Annotated in this window: 13 protein-coding genes and 2 pseudogenes; 5 read left to right on the plus strand and 10 right to left on the minus strand. The window is 58.9% G+C overall.

Annotated elements, in window-relative coordinates; translation table 11 throughout:
* Positions 1-307 precede the first annotated feature (307 nt).
* On the plus strand, positions 308-1,804 hold the full coding sequence (locus HX875_RS06415) for a methyl-accepting chemotaxis protein (RefSeq protein ID WP_177042506.1): 1,497 nt from the start codon (positions 308-310) through the stop codon (positions 1,802-1,804).
* 133 nt (positions 1,805-1,937) lie between these two features.
* Positions 1,938-2,684: a BPL-N domain-containing protein gene (locus HX875_RS06420; protein ID WP_177042507.1), complete on the plus strand. Its 747-nt coding sequence runs from the start codon at positions 1,938-1,940 to the stop codon at positions 2,682-2,684.
* An 18-nt stretch (positions 2,685-2,702) separates the two neighbouring features.
* On the opposite strand, the gene HX875_RS06425 is transcribed toward HX875_RS06420, so the two are convergent.
* The 3 genes from HX875_RS06425 to yiaY all read right to left on the minus strand — a co-directional run bounded on the left by HX875_RS06425 (position 2,703) and on the right by yiaY (position 5,062).
* A complete protein-coding gene (locus HX875_RS06425; RefSeq protein ID WP_177042508.1) occupies positions 2,703-3,176 on the minus strand; it encodes a hypothetical protein in 474 nt (157 codons plus the stop codon).
* Between the two features lie 43 nt (positions 3,177-3,219).
* Positions 3,220-3,483 carry a hypothetical protein gene (locus HX875_RS06430; protein WP_083853185.1) on the minus strand — a complete coding sequence of 88 codons (264 nt, stop codon included), beginning with the start codon at positions 3,481-3,483 and terminating at the stop codon, positions 3,220-3,222.
* Between the two features lie 430 nt (positions 3,484-3,913).
* Positions 3,914-5,062, minus strand: a complete 1,149-nt coding sequence (yiaY, locus tag HX875_RS06435; RefSeq protein WP_177042509.1) for an L-threonine dehydrogenase — start codon at positions 5,060-5,062, stop codon at positions 3,914-3,916.
* A 171-nt stretch (positions 5,063-5,233) separates the two neighbouring features.
* Here yiaY and HX875_RS06440 point away from each other — a divergent pair.
* The 3 genes and pseudogenes from HX875_RS06440 to HX875_RS06450 all read left to right on the plus strand — a co-directional run.
* Positions 5,234-5,719, plus strand: a pseudogene (locus tag HX875_RS06440) (GNAT family N-acetyltransferase); the annotation flags it as partial.
* A gap of 280 nt (positions 5,720-5,999) precedes the next feature.
* Positions 6,000-6,545, plus strand: a complete 546-nt coding sequence (locus HX875_RS06445) for a GNAT family N-acetyltransferase (protein ID WP_177042510.1) — start codon at positions 6,000-6,002, stop codon at positions 6,543-6,545.
* A gap of 120 nt (positions 6,546-6,665) precedes the next feature.
* Positions 6,666-7,004, plus strand: a pseudogene (locus tag HX875_RS06450) (AraC family transcriptional regulator); the annotation flags it as partial.
* 144 nt (positions 7,005-7,148) lie between these two features.
* On the opposite strand, the gene HX875_RS06455 reads toward HX875_RS06450, so the two are convergent.
* The 7 genes from HX875_RS06455 to HX875_RS06485 all read right to left on the minus strand — a co-directional run bounded on the left by HX875_RS06455 (position 7,149) and on the right by HX875_RS06485 (position 14,986).
* Positions 7,149-7,535: a hypothetical protein gene (locus HX875_RS06455; protein WP_177042511.1), complete on the minus strand. Its 387-nt coding sequence runs from the start codon at positions 7,533-7,535 to the stop codon at positions 7,149-7,151.
* Between the two features lie 465 nt (positions 7,536-8,000).
* Positions 8,001-9,206, minus strand: coding sequence for an EAL domain-containing response regulator (locus HX875_RS06460; protein WP_177042512.1), 1,206 nt, complete (start codon positions 9,204-9,206; stop codon positions 8,001-8,003).
* Positions 9,207-9,271: 65 nt separating this feature from the next.
* Positions 9,272-9,958, minus strand: a complete 687-nt coding sequence (locus HX875_RS06465; protein WP_177042513.1) for a cysteine hydrolase family protein — start codon at positions 9,956-9,958, stop codon at positions 9,272-9,274.
* Between the two features lie 10 nt (positions 9,959-9,968).
* The gene (locus HX875_RS06470; RefSeq protein ID WP_177042514.1) at positions 9,969-11,075 is read right to left on the minus strand and encodes a fimbrial protein; all 1,107 of its coding nucleotides are present in this window, start codon (positions 11,073-11,075) and stop codon (positions 9,969-9,971) included.
* Entirely contained in the window at positions 11,072-13,570 is a 2,499-nt protein-coding gene (locus tag HX875_RS06475) for a fimbria/pilus outer membrane usher protein (protein ID WP_177042515.1), read from the minus strand. The genes HX875_RS06470 and HX875_RS06475 overlap by 4 nt, the downstream gene beginning before the upstream one ends.
* Before the next feature lie 63 nt (positions 13,571-13,633).
* Complete coding sequence (locus HX875_RS06480) at positions 13,634-14,362, minus strand: fimbrial biogenesis chaperone (protein ID WP_256348051.1); 729 nt, start codon at positions 14,360-14,362, stop codon at positions 13,634-13,636.
* A gap of 75 nt (positions 14,363-14,437) precedes the next feature.
* Complete coding sequence (locus HX875_RS06485) at positions 14,438-14,986, minus strand: fimbrial protein (protein ID WP_177042517.1); 549 nt, start codon at positions 14,984-14,986, stop codon at positions 14,438-14,440.
* Positions 14,987-15,027 lie beyond the last annotated feature (41 nt).

The raw sequence follows: 15,027 nt of genomic DNA on the forward strand, positions 1-15,027 counted from the left end.
CAGGCGGAACAAATGATATCAAAATAACACTATTATCATTGATAAGTGTCGTGAAGGAGCGACGGAATTCCGAATGGATGAATCGCCCCTTGCTTCGTAGACGCGATCAAGCTTCAAGGAAGGATTGCTAACCCTGCGTAACTGTCCGCTTTCGGCCGCCTTCGGCCTAAAGCCCCACCCAATACCGCCGATAACCTCCTACCACCAATCAATCCCCACTCCCCTACCCCTGATTCGCTCCCCGCATGCCCGTATGGCACGTCGCATGCTTGCCTCACCCCGGCCCGTCCACATGGAGTACGAGTGAATGCCTGCCCAAGCCCGTTTCATCGAGCACTACCGCAAAGCCGACCGCATCATGCTCGCCCTGATCTGGCTGATGGCCCTGTTCTCCCTGGGCCTGGCGTTCTGGCACGACACGCTGCTCCAAGCGCTCTTCATCGGCGGCGGCACCAGCGTGGTGCTTACCCTGGCCTATCGCGTCATCGGCGGCACTCGCCTGATGCGCTGCGCGCTGGGCGTTGGCCTAATGGTGATGGCCGCATTGCACATCAACCAGTCCGAAGGCGTCATCGAATCGCACTTCGGTATCTTCGCGCTGCTGGCGGTGCTGACGTTCTACCGCGACTGGCTGCCTATCCTGGTGGCCGCCGTCACTATCGCGGTGCATCACGTGGTGTTCCATGCCTTGCAGCACCAGGGTTTCCCGGTGTTTGTGATGGAGCATCACGGGGGCTGGAGCATGATTTTCGTCCACGCGTTCTACGTGGTGATGGAGACGGTCGCCCTGCTCTACCTCGCGGTGCACAGCCAGACCGAAGCGGTAGAAAGCCAGGAAATGCTCGAAAAGATGCTCGCCGTCACCACCCGGTTCAGCGGTGAGGCCGCCAAGGGCAACGCGGAAAAAGTGCATGTCTCCCTTGCCACCCGTTTCGACCACTTTCTAACCCAGATCACCGGCCTGATCGACGGCGTCGCCCGCGACTCCCACGGCCTTGGCCAACTCGGCCAGGAGCTGGCCCACGCCAGCGGCACCCTGGAAACAGGCGCGCGCCACCAACTGGCGGAAATCGCGCAAATGACCGGTTCCATGCAGCGCATGGAAGACGCCATGGGCCATATCGCTGTGCACGTGGAGCATGCCGTCGAGCACGCGGGGCAAGCCAGCCAGCAGATCATCCGTGGTCAGGAAAGCGTCGGCCGCGCCCAGCAGGAAATCACCCAGCTCGCCACCCGCCTCCACGACACCAACGAGACGGTGCAGGGGCTGGCCGTGCAGGCCGAACAGATCGGCTCGGTGCTGGAGGTCATCAACAGCATCGCCAACCAGACCAACCTGCTGGCCCTCAACGCCGCCATCGAAGCCGCCCGTGCGGGTGAGCAAGGGCGCGGGTTTGCGGTGGTCGCCGATGAGGTACGCAGCCTGGCGCAGCGCACGGCGGTATCGACCCAGGAGATCAAGACGATTATTGAGGGGTTGCAACACGGCAGCCGGCGGGCGGTTGAAGCCATGCACGACAGCCGCCAAGGCGTGGAGCGTTGTGTGGAAGACAGTCAGCTGGCGGTGGAGATGCTGCGGGCGGTGGGCAATGACATTTCGCAGATCGATCAGTTGAATGGGCGGATTGTGTCGACCACCCGTGAGCAATCCACGGCGAATGTGGAGATTGTGGGGCGGCTGCAGTCAGTGCAGAGCATTGCGCAGAATACGGCGCAGGATGTGGAGACGCTGGCCCGGAGCAGTGAGCGGCTGCCGCCGATTGCGGTGCGGCTGGATGCGCTGGGGCGCCGGTTTCATCAGTGAGTGGGAGCATGGGCCGGTGCTTGATTCCCTAGCCGATTTACAAATGTTAACTCCTTCAAGTGGCTGTTAGCTTTAGTCTTTGACTCGCAAAGTCCGGATCGGACCCAATCAGCTTTAAGACGACTCTACAGCCATGAACCTGCCTGCCATCGCCGCGACGCTTTTTGCGTTTTTCACGCTGCTTCCTTACTCAGTGCAGGCCGCAACACCCATCACCCATGTCGCTATCTACCGAGGCCCCGCGGGCTGCGAGGGATGTTCAGAGAATGTTAAAACAGCCCTGCTGCGCGTCCGCCCGGATGCCCAGATTGACTTTGTAGGTGCCGATGAATCGATCGACATCACGCCGCAAAGCCTCGCTCAATATGACCTCTACGTTCAACCCGGTGGCGGTCAGGACATCCCTGCGGCGCTTGATAGTTTGGGGGATGCGCGGGTGCAAGCCATCCGTAACTTTGTCGCCCAGGGTGGGCGCTACCTGGGGCTGTGTATGGGCGCATATCTTGCCGATAACAGCAACTTTGGCCTGATACCCTACGACCTTGATTCAGAGGCGGGCAGGCCCGGGTTTGAGGTCGCGGGCATTGCGGACGCGGCGGTGCAGGTTGTGTGGGATGGGAAAGCCGATAGCGTCTTTTATCAGGATGGGCCTTACTTTCCCAAGCCTGATGCGACCGTGCCTTCTTCTACCATTGCGACCTACCAGAATGGTGATGTGGCGGCAGCGCGTTACCCGTATGAAAACGGGGTCGTGGTGCTGAGTGGACCGCACCCTGAGGCAGATCGGGAGTGGTTCGAGAAGGCGAATATTCCCTTGAGCGAGATGCCGCGGGGTGACCTCTTTGGGGCGTTAGTGCGCAGCGTTGAGGGCCGCAGGTAGAGGGCACAGAAGCCTCGCTTAAATGGATGCCTCAGGCAGTCGGTACCTGACGCCTGCGCTGGGCAAAAATGCCTTTGCATCAAAAACAGCCCACGCGCTGCCCCATGGGAACGTCTCTGTGCCGCTCTCGAAGGGCCGAGATAGCTGTTGCATCAACGCGTTTCGAAGTAAGGCGACGTCCCGCTCAACTGACGCTTGTGAAGGCCACACGTTACGGGTGGCCTCGTTCGAGTTGGATAAGCCTAAATGGACTTCCATCAAACGCCCCGCATAAAAACACAGCGCAAAAGAGCCTGGAATACCGTTGATGTTGATGCCGCTGTACGAGTTCCACACGTAGCCATTTCCATGATCCAGTTCCGACAGATAGAACGGTGCCAGTTCCGCCAATGCCCTCTCCGCGGTGAGGGTGCGGTCGATCACGATGCAGGACTCATTTCGCTGAATTCGGATGGATCCGTCGTGCGGGGAGATGATGAGTTCCGGATTCAAACGGGATGCTCCAGGCAACTGAAAAAGTCATAGGGGCAGCTAGCTACTTACCCAGGTTCTGATTCATTAAATTATCCAGTACAGGAAATTTGGTGGCCGCCTGCCATTCGCGTAAATGTTTGCAGCCTTCATCATTGAGCTCGGCAAGGTTGCTGCGTGCGTCGCATATCGTGAACCATTTCTGTCGGAGAGATGGATACTTTACAAACTCTTCCCGGGTAGGCGGTTGGTTCGTGGACAAACGCAAAACTGACAACACTAAAAGGGCAGACACGCCGATACCGATAGAGCCGTTTTTATAATTCATATCAACTTCCGCAAATGAGGATCCCCGACCCCATCGCCGAACTAATGACCGAGATTAAATGCTTGGGGCGTTGGGCGACTATAGAAGATAAATGGATCAGTAAAAGATCCATTTTCGACGCGTTCTATAGGGCCATTTCGCTGATAATCCCAAACACTTATCAAGATCGTAGCGTTTGCTTTGGATGGCTACTCAGGGCCGAACCCGCGACGGTTCAGTGAGTGTCCTTTCACGCACTCATGGGCGTTTTTTCTCACTCGAAGGCTAAGAGCTTACGCAAGCAATTCCGCCTCCCGGTCTGACCATATCCGAATTTCACGGACAGCCCACAATTTAAAAACCCAGCCCGCCGCTATTGCCCCCGCCAAACCAAAACGCCCCGCACTTCAACCGAAGGCGGGGCATTTTCTCTCACGTCACGTCACATCAATCACATCGCCGTATGAAAGATCTGCTCAATCTCGTCCTGATTGGCAGGACGCGGGTTGGTAAAGCCGCAGGCATCTTTCATGGCATTGGCTGCCAGGGTCGGAATATCGTCAGCCTTGACGCCCAACTCGACGAGGCCGCTCGGAATCCCCACATCCGCCGACAGTTTGCGGATAGCCGTAATCGCCGCCGCAGCGCCCTTCTGCGCATCCAGATGCTGAGTCTCCACCCCCATCGCATGGGCGATGTCTTTAAACCGGGCCGGGCCTACGCTGGCGTTGAAGCTCGACACATGGGGCAGCAGGATCGCGTTGCACACGCCGTGAGGCAGGTCGTAGAAGCCGCCCAGTTGGTGCGCCATAGCGTGCACATAACCCAGCGACGCATTGTTGAAGGCCATGCCGGCAAGGAATTGCGCATAGGCCATGTTTTCCCGGGCGGTCATGTCGTTACCCTGGGCAACGGCGGTGCGCAGGTTGGCCGAGATCAATTCGATGGCCTTGAGTGCGCAGGCGTCGGTGATCGGCGTGGCCGCTGTCGACACGTAGGCTTCCACCGCGTGGGTCAGTGCGTCCATGCCGGTGGCGGCGGTCAGGCCTTTGGGCATGGCGGCCATCAGCGAAGGGTCGTTGACCGATAACAGAGGTGTGACGTTGCGATCGACGATGGCCATTTTCACGTGGCGGACTTCGTCGGTGATGATGCAGAAGCGGGTCATTTCACTCGCCGTTCCGGCGGTGGTGTTGATCGCGATCAGTGGCATTTGCGGCTTGGCGGATTGGTCCACGCCTTCGTAGTCACTGATGTGCCCGCCGTTGGCGGCGCACAGGGCAATGCCCTTGGCGCAGTCATGGGGTGAACCGCCGCCCAGGGAAATAATGAAATCGCAGTCGCTGCGGCCCAGCAATTCAAGGCCTTTCTCGACATTGCTGACGGTGGGGTTCGGTTTGGCGCCGTCAAACAGGGTGGAGTCGATGTCTTGCTGGGCCAACAGGCCGGCGACCTTGGCAGCCACGCCGGCTTTGGCCAGGCCGGCATCGGTGACGATCAGGGCTTTGCGGAACCCGTACTTGCGGATTGCGAGCATCGCCTCGTCGAGGCTGCCAATGCCCATCATGTTCACGGATGGAATGAAGAAGGTGCTGCTCATGATAATTCCTCTTTTTATTCTGGAAACGCGGGAGTCAGGTGAGGTTTTCTACTCATATCGCAGGGGGTGCGGTGCGTCTTGTTGTCATCGTTGACGATCACGAAGCTGAGCCTAAACCTCTGGCGCCAGGCCGAAATGGTCCTTTAGCGGGCATTGGCTCCTCCTTTAGTACTGGGTGGGTGGACGCACCTGCAGCTGGCGTGCCCTATCGAGGACGCGGTGTTGAATCCCCAATCATTCGACATCGAAGAGGCCACTTCAGATTCTCTTCCGGAGTTCGCAGCGGTTCATGCGAGTAGCTTTCATACCAAGCCAGAACATCGTCAGTTGAGCCAGGCTTCGTTTGCAGGGCTGATGTCAAATGATCGTCTGAAGATCTACGTCCTTAAAGCTGATGGGCAGGTCGTTGCAGGCGCGTTGATGTACCTGGCCAGCAATGGTGTTGCCTACCTGGGGACGGCGGCTACCCGAAAAAATGCACGAGGCCTGGGCTACCACGGAGCGCTGATATCTCACCGGATAGAGCAAGCAAAGAAGCACGGCAGCCTTGTGGTCGCCGCGACAGCGCTTCCCGGTTCGCAGAGTCGGCGTAATTTGCAGCGCACTGGGCTGGCGCCATCTCATGCTCAGGCGCTGTATCGTTTGGCAGGTGGTTGAAAGATGTCGGTGCGGGGGCGTTTGCTAATGGCCGACAATGGCCTTTCGTGGCCGCTTTATGACGGCAATTCAACAGCAGCTCTCGCTTAGGGGAAATTAGGGGGGCAGACACTATTATTAAACGTCGTCTGACCCACAGAGGGCGCTTTCCAACCGGAAAATAAATCCGTCCATTTTTCTACAGTGATGGCCCCCTCAATACCCGTCACATTGGATCTTTCTTTATCAAACTGCCGCTCTAGACTGGCTCCATCCCCCTTGGCCACTCGGAAAGAACCCCATGTCCGCCCACGACTTCGATTGCCAACCCGATCTGCGCGGCAGCACACTGAGGCTTAAACCTCTGGCAGACAGTGATCTTGACGCTATGTTTCAGGCAGCGGCTGATCCACACATCTGGGACGGCCATCCCGCCAGGGATCGTTATAAACGCGATGTGTTCGAGGTGTACTTCGCCTCTCTACTCGCCACGAAGAAAGCGCTCGCGGTCACTGATATTGCCTCAGGGGATATCGTTGGCACATCAAGCTACTACACGCCGCCGGATCTACCGAACAGCATAGCCATCGGGTTTACCTTTCTGGTGCGTGCGAAGTGGGGTGGCGATGCCAACCGCGAGCTTAAGCAGTTGATGCTGGAGCATGCATTCCGGGCTTACGACATCGTCTATTTCCACATAGCGCCTACGAACATTCGTTCGCAAACGGCCACGCTGAAGTTGGGCGCAGTGCATTTGTATGACGCCGAACTGAAAATATCCGCCGAGCCGGCCTTGGCGAAGTGTTACGGACTGACGCGCGCTCACTGGGAGGCATCGCTGAGGTGAGAGGCGCGGTCACTCATCTACGGATGTTCCAACCCAAAATCCGCGCTGAGCAAACCCGGCTAGGCACGCGCCCGTCGCTATCGTCGACTCTATTGCCGACCCTACTTCCAGGAGCTTGTCCCAGTGTTCGACACGCAGATCAACGTCGCTTACGGCAACCCCGACACCACGCTAGCAGAAGCATTCCGCTTCGCCATTTGCGGCGAGATTAACGAGGCGGTGAAACCGAATGCGTTCGGCGTGTGCGAACGAGTCATTGCTGGCGGACGCTACGTCGTCGTGCGGCACGTGGGGTCGCCGGACCACATCGGCGAATCGATCTATCCGATCTACCGTGATTGGCTGCCTGCCAGTGGTGAAGAGCTGCGTGATCAGCCACTGTTATTCCACTACCTGAGTGTGTATCCGGACACACCGCAGGACCTATGGGAAACGGATGTGTATGTTCCGTTGCAGTAAGGGGGCGAGCTGCTTTTTGAGCTTGGTTGGTTTTGGCAAGTGTCCGCTTAGGGGATAGTTTTTTTACAGGCAGCTATCGGCTAAAAGCGGCGTGCGATCCTCAACCTTCCAGCCGAAAAGCGAAAACCTCCCGATCTGTGAAAGCTATTCTCCAAGGGTACGCATTATTTCCTCGACCACCGGCTTCGTGTATTTCTCAATGAGGTCAGTTTCCGGTGGGTCGTTACTACGGAACCATTCACCTTGATCGAATGCCTGGTAAAGCGAGAAAGCGGGCTGAGGCATGTCGTTAGTCATGCCTACTTCAACCACAGCATTTATGATCCCGTTCATAACGCCGTCGCAAAACTCATAGAGCAGAGATCCTTGTATGTAGCCTTCCGCAACTACGACGGATAGCTCGTTCAGCACATCATGCGGTGCAACGCCGAACTTTTCACAAATGGGGACCAGATCACTCAGCGTTAAACCGTCTGCTTCCGCTTTCACCGACAGTTCCTTGAGTTCAATCTTCGGTAACACCATGATCATGGGCTTCTTCCGCTTAGGTTCGAAGGCAGCGCCTACAGAGTGGCCGCACTGCGCTGCCACACTTCAATTCCATGCTGCAATACGGATTCATGATCGGTCAACTTCAGCTACAGGCAATGTCTGCTTCTGGCCGATAACTGCCGCTCATGAACGCCCCCTTTCGACCGATCATGTTGAAAAAGTCGACTTCGAATTCCACGGCAGAAAAGTACGCGCCTGAGATTGAAATCTGAATTTTTAGCAGTAGGTTCAGGGCTCGGGTTTCACGTAGCAGCTTGCAACAGGGGTGTTTTCATCCATCGGTATTCGAGTGTTTTGGGAAAACCGACTTTTTCAACACAATCGGCCGTAAACGGACATTCACATCAGATCGGCTCCTGAGCAGAAAAAGCAGCACGATAAGTCTACGAAAATTGTGCGCTTTTTGATGTGGCCCGATTAACACAATACTGTCCAAAGGGCAGATCAGGATTGCCGATCAATTTTCGACGCCGCCGGTAACCAGCGGAGCAAATCCACATCGCTCATCGGCCGGGCGAACAGATAGCCCTGCCCTTGAGTACATCCCATCGCCAGCAACGCCTCTCGCTGCTCCTCGGTTTCGATGCCCTCCACCACCACTGACATACCAAGGGTCTCCCCCAATGCCAGGGTGCTGCTGACGATCGCCTGGCAACGCGGTTCGCGGAGCAAGGTGCGAATAAACTCACCGTCGAGCTTAATCTCGTTGAACGGCAACTGGCACAGGCGCTGCAAAGACGAGAATCCGGCACCGAAGTCGTCGATGGACAATTTGCAGCCCATCATGCGCAGGCGCACCAGGGTTTCCAGGCTGGTAGCCGGGGCTTCCAGCAGGCCGTTTTCGGTCAGTTCGAAGGTCAAGCTGGCGGGCGCTGCTTCGTGCAGGGACAGGATGCCCTTGATCACCGCCGTCAGGTTGCTGTTGGTTAACTGGCTGGCGTGGAGGTTGAACGAAAGGTCGAGCTTCAGCCCAGTATTTTTTGCCAGGCGCTGCAAGCTCAGGGCCTGGTTCATCTGCATGAACAACAGCGTATCGAGCAAACCGCATCGCTCCAGTACCGGCATGAACACCGCCGGCGACAGGATTCCGCGCAACGGGTGCACCCAGCGGGTCAGCACCTCCACGCCGCAGACGTCATCGGTATGCATGTCGACTTTGGGCTGATACCAGGCCTGCAATTGCTGTTCGTTGAGGGCCCAACGCACTTCTTCATCGCTGGCCAGACGCACCGGCGCAACGTTGGGCGGCGCGACACCAGGGCCACTGGAGCGCTTTTTTAGCAAGTTCTCCAGGGTGTGCGCCTGCAACGGCTTTCCGACGTCCCCGAGCATTTCCAAACCCAGCAACGAAACAATCTGCTGCACCGTTCGGCGCACATCGGCCGACAATGAACTGCTGATAATCACCGAGCCGACCAGCCCCGAGTGCCCCACTTGCTGAAGAAACTCCAGGCCATCCATGCCTTCCATGCACAAGTCACACAGGGCAATGTCCACTGCGCCCACTTGTTCCAGCACAGCCAGGGCGTGTACGCCATCCACTGCCTCGAAGACCTCGCGGCAACCCAGTTGGCGCAACATGCTCACCGCGACGGCACGTTGAAAAGGATGATCCTCGAGTACCAGCACGCGTATGGGAAAACTCGTCATTGAAGTCGGCTCACCTGAAATGGATAAGGTCGCCCGGCTATAACGCTCGGGCGCATCGTTGCGGTTTAACGAACAGGCAGCTGGATGATCTGCGAGGTGGTCATCACGTCGCCGAAGGTATCTTCGACTTCGGCCAGTGCCGATTGATGCAAGGCGTCCTTGTCGACACTCTGGCCATTGAGGCGGGTAATCGCGCGGGTGGCGGAGGCATCGGACGCAACAATCACGTTGAAGCCCAGTGGTGCTGCGTCACGGGCTGCACCGGCGACGCAGGCGTGGGTCATCAGGCCGCTGATAATCAGCGTGTTGATCCCGGCCTTGCTCAACTGTGCGGCCAGGTCGGTGCTGGCGAACACGCTGACGGTGTTCTTCTGCACGACGTGATCCTGAGGGCGCGGCTGCATGTCCTTGTGAAACTTCACGGTCTCGCCATCAATGGCGAATACCGCTGCGCCGGCCGGCGACACATGTTGCACGTGGTAGACCGGGATCTTGTGGGCGTCGGCGTAGTTGATCAGCTCCCGGGCTTTCGCCAGCGCGCTGGCGCCGTCCGGGATCGGCATGCGCCCGGTGAAGTATTCGTTCTGGAAGTCGATCACGATCAGCGCGGTCTTGGCGGCCGGCAATTGTGTGATTTGCTCGGCACCGGACATGGCGCGGATGGTCGGGTGATCGTTGGCAATTGCTGCACCGCTGGCAACCACAGTGGACAGTACGCAAGCAGCCATGAAGCGACGGGTAAAACGTTGCATGGGGTCGTTCCTATTTGTAGGTAATGGTGAAATTGGCGGTGGCGTTGGCGATGCCAGGCTGCGGCCCGGTGGAGTCGCCTGCGGTCTGGATGTAGCGCGCACCAAACTGCAAAGTGGTATTGCCGTCTTGGACCGGCATGATTGGCACGTCGACGCCCAGTGGCAGCGGGGTTCCATCCTGCTTCAGCACTTGCACGGCGACGCCTGTGGCGGTGGCCTCGCTGTTCAGGCCGAGCACACCTTGGCTGGCGTCGACAATCGTCGAGCCCTTGGCGCCGTCCAGACGGATGTTCGCGTTGTTGCCGCGGAAATAGTTCCAGGTAGGATTCCCGGCATAGGTCCCGGCTACGCAGTTGTTGAGCGTGATGTTGAACCCTTCGGTGGGCGTGACGGTGCCCGGGCCGTTGAAGACGCGCTTCTCCCAGTTTTTCATGGGCACGTCGATGATATTGCCCACCGCTGCGGGCATGCTGCAGCCGGCAACGGTTACCGTTCCGGTCAGGCGACCATCAATCCAGTTGAACGGGGTGCCGTTATTGTTGATATCGACGGTGTACACCTGCAAGTTGCCGAAATCGTTGATTCCGGCCGGGATGGGTCCGGTCTTGATCAAGAGCAGACTGTTATAGAGGTTCGCGCTATACCCGCCGGTATTGCAGCCATTGACCGTCAGCGGAAAATACCAACTGCCAGACGTCAGGCACAGGTAGCCTGGGCGGCTTTCGTTGACCATTGCTGCGCCAATGCCCGGAATGTTCGTCGCGTAAAGTGCCGCGCCCTGAATTGGGCCAAGCGCAGCATTGACCGGAGGGCTCTTGACGCCGAGCATGGTGGCTTGCATGGAAAACGGGCTTGTGGTCGTACAGCTGACGACAGGAAATCGGGTGTACTTGATCACGCCAATAGTCGATCCCACCGGGGCGTCCTGAGGGATGAACAGATCACCTACCGCATGGATGCTCTGGTTCGCAACGGTGGCAGCACAGTCAGCCGCAGCCATTTGTGAAAACGCGACCGGCAGCACCGCCAATGCACTCAGCATCACGCGTTTCTTCCAGACATTACGAGCAGGCACAGCCGGAGCTCGGGTCGAGGACATAACACTAAAATTTTTCATGGCCGGAACTCTCTGCAAATAGCATCCATCACCCGATAACCGTCGGTGGCTGGCCTGCTGTTGATATCCAAAGTGATTTCACATTGCTGGGCGGCCTTGCCGCCCCACTTCATCGTGTACGTCGTACCCTTGCCGGCGGACAGCAAAACTTGGCCAGCCTGGCCGACCACGCCGACGCTGGCGCCCTGGTCGTCCTGCACGGTGGTGCCGAAAGGCAAGAGCGAGCCGTCCTGCAAACGTACGTTGAGCAGTATTTTTTCCGAACGGCTGGCGGCGAATACCGCCTTGACCACCGCACCGCGACGCGGCACTACGTTGGTCACGCCTTCGGCGATATCGACGTTGGTTTCCAGCTCGCTGGTGTCCACGGCCACGCGGTTCTTGCGATACGGCGTGACGTACGGCACCAGGGCGTAACCCTTGTCGTTGGTCAGGGTGCCCGGGGCATTCAGCAGGCCGACCTTGGGCGTGTCCTTGACCTCCACCAGCGCCACGGTCTCGCCCAGGGTCTGGCCGAACTCGACGCCGTCGGCATGGGCCAGCACCGAGCCCGCCGCGCTGACCGACGTCTGCCGGTAGCCCGAGCCGACGCTCACACCAGCGCCCAACTGGGCAAACGGTGCGCGGTAGCCGACCAGCGCCGAACCGTTGTTGCCGGTGTTTTCCACGCGGTTGGCGTTGACGTTGTAGTTCAGGTTGCCATCGCGGCCGCTGAGGCCGGCCCGTTGATCCAGGCTGCCGTCGTTGTTGCGGGTAACGCTGAACGTGCCGGTACTGCGGGTTTGTCCCAGGGGCATGGATACGGTAAACACCACCTGGTTGTTCTCGCCGAAGTTGTCGGTGAGGGTCTTGCTGGCGTACACGCCGTAGGTCACTCCCTTGTACTGGGTGTTGAAACCCAGTTGCATCTGCTTGTCTTCCCGGGACGTGCCCCAGTAGTTCTGCTTGCTCAGGTTCAAGTAGAGCGAGCCGTAGTTATCCAGGGCTTGGTTGACGCTGGCCTCGACCTTGCTGCGCTTGGAGAACTGGCTGTAGTCGTTGGGCTGCTGCAAATCCACGGCCTCGCTGAAGTCGCGATAGCCTTCGGTGGAATAGCGGTAACCGGCGAAGCGCACCGAGGTACCGCTTTCAAATGCCTTGCCGTAGCGCAGGCCGATGCTCTGGCCTTTTTTGCTTTCGCCTTTGGTGGTGACGGCCTTGGGCACGTCAGTCTGGGCCTGGGTGACGTCGATCGACACGGCACCAAGACTCCCCAGGCTCTTGCCCACGCCCACCACACCGGCACGGTAAAAATCTGCCCCCAAAAAGCCACCGTACAGCGTCAAGTCGAACGGCAAGCCGTAGGCCAGCGACGCCTGGGTAAACATCGGCCGCTCGCCACCGTTGGCCGAGTTGTATTCGCCCACCGTCGCACTGTAGCGCCAGGTATTTTCCCGCAGCATGTTGGCCAGGGTCGCGTATGGCTGGGTGAAGCGGCGTTCGCGGCCATCGGCTTCGGTGATGATCACTTCCAGGTCGCCGCTGCCCGAGGCGGCGTTGAGGTCGTTGATCTCAAAGGCACCCGGCGCCACGTAGGTGGTGTACAGCGAGTAGCCGTTCTGGCGTACTTCCACCTTGGCCTGGGTTTCGGCGATGCCACGGATCACTGGGGCGTAGCCCTGCATCGAGTCTGGCAACATGCCCATGTCCGACGCCAGTTGCACGCCGCGAAACGGTACGCTGTCAAATACGTCGCCAGGGGTGAAGCTCTCGCCCATCGTCAGCGTGGCCTTCAGCGGCGTGATGTCCCGTTGCGCATAGGTATTGCTGCGCTGCCACTTGCGTCCACCTTCATCGTCCTGGCGGAACGATGAGCTGGAACGAAAACGCCAGTCGCCGAGGTTAAAACCACCCGTGGCATACAGGTTGTATTGGTTACCGGTGCCGCGGGCGTCGCTGTTGGTTTGCGCGGCGGAAAACTGGTAGTTGAGCATCGCGGCATTGATGCCACGGTCCCATTCCGAGGGCGCCACGTAGCCGGCCGCATCCCGGGTCAGGGCGATCTGCGGCACGCTGATATCCAGGGCCAGGTAGTTGGCGTTGAACGTCACCGAGGCGCCTTCGATCAGCGCAGTCAGGTCAATACACGCGGGCAGTGTTTCTCCAGGCACTTTGAACGCATCCAACTTCACACCCAACTCCTTGAGAAACGCTTCGGAGAGGCATACCCGCACGTCGCTGCCCTGCTCATCTTTGATGAAGGTCATGTCGCGTCGGTCGAAAAAACTCTGGTTCAGGCGAATCAGTACAGGGTAAGTACCGGGACCGATGCTGCCGCTGTTCGCTACCGCATCCAGGTCGAGGTTGGGCCCGGCACCGGTGCCGCCAAACGACTGCATGAAACTGGCATCGAACTTGGCGGGCTCACCGGCCAGGGCCAGCTCACCGGCACAGGCGGCCGCCACGGCGACCCACAAAGGCAAACGACTAAAGCTGAAGGAGTTATCGATTCGCATGGCAATACCCGGCCGCCGCGCCACAGCTGTGGCACGCGCAAACGTCTACAGAAAGAAAAGGAATCAACGGTTCAGTGGCACGGTCTGCGGCTCGCTGTAGCCGCCGTAGTCGTTGATGGCCGAGAACACCACTTCACCGCCGGTGCCTTTGAAACCTGGCAGCGAATAGCGCTGGCTGCTCATCGGCGCGACCATCGTCGGCTCGTTGACCTCGACGCTCTGGCCGTCGGACTTGGCCGTCACGCCAATAAACGAGATATGGAACGGCGACGGGTTGTTGACCACCAGTACTGCCCTGCCCTGTTCCTGCGCAAGGCTCCATGTCAGCTTCGACGGTGCCTCAATCGCATTGCCCTTGAGGCCGGCCGGGCGATAGAACAATTTGACGCGGGTGCGCATGGCGATCTTCAGCGTATTGGCATTGCCTTCGCTGGCGACCGGAATTTCCTGGGCGTTGAAATAGAACACCGATTCACGGTCGGTCGGCAGGTTGCCGGCGACTTTCTGGATACGCACCATTTGCTCTTTGCGCGGGTCCAGGCGGAACAGCGGTGGCGTGGACACGAAGGGCGTGGCGGTGGTCATGTCATCGGCTTCGGTGTTGACCCAGGTCTGCACCATGTACGGCTGCGCCGTGGTGTTGCTGACGGTGATCGCCGCATCGCGTTTGTTGCCGTCGAACACGATCCGCGTACCGCCGAGCATCACACCGGCGTGGCTGGCTGTGCTGATCAGTGCGGCACTGAGCAACAGCGCCAGGGCCGATGCTTTCTTGAAGGGGAAAACGTTCATTTCGATCATCCTCTTGCCGTGAGCGAGGGGATGGCCGCTGCGCGCATCAACGCTGCAGCGGCGCATCAACAGGGCTTACTGGTACTCGACGGTGAACGCAGCCTTGGCGTTGGCCGGGCCGGAAGTCGCAGTGCCGGTGGCGATGTAGTTGGCGGTGAAGCGCAACGGTTGGGTCAGGTCCAGGTACGGAGCCGATTCCAGGCCCAGTTGCACGTCCTTGTCGGTGGCGTCCTTGATCTGTACCGCAACGTTGGTGGCGTGACCGGCGTCCGGGGTGATACCGATCCACTGGCCGCTGGCACCGGCAGTGCCGCTCAGGGACAGGAACTTGACCACGGCGCTCTTGCCGGTAACGCTGCAACCAGGAGCAGTGGTGTCGATGGTCAGGGTGAACGCGCCGCCACCGGCAACAGCACCGACGGTTGCCAGGGAGGTGGCTGGCACGTCGCCCAGGCCCACATCGCCGGCACCGGCCGAACCATTCAGGTCAGTCACGACCACCGGGCAGGTGTTGTCGGTCACGCTGCCGACGAAGTTGATTTCACCGTCAGCGGCCATGGCAGCTTGGGAACCAGCGGCGAGGACGACAGCGGCAAACAGACCTTTGAGCGCAAACTTGTTCATAACGTAATCCAGATAATGAGGAAAGTCTGAAGCCCGGTTGG

Source organism: Pseudomonas yamanorum (assembly GCF_013386765.1).
In the GTDB taxonomy this organism is placed as follows: domain Bacteria; phylum Pseudomonadota; class Gammaproteobacteria; order Pseudomonadales; family Pseudomonadaceae; genus Aquipseudomonas; species Aquipseudomonas yamanorum_A.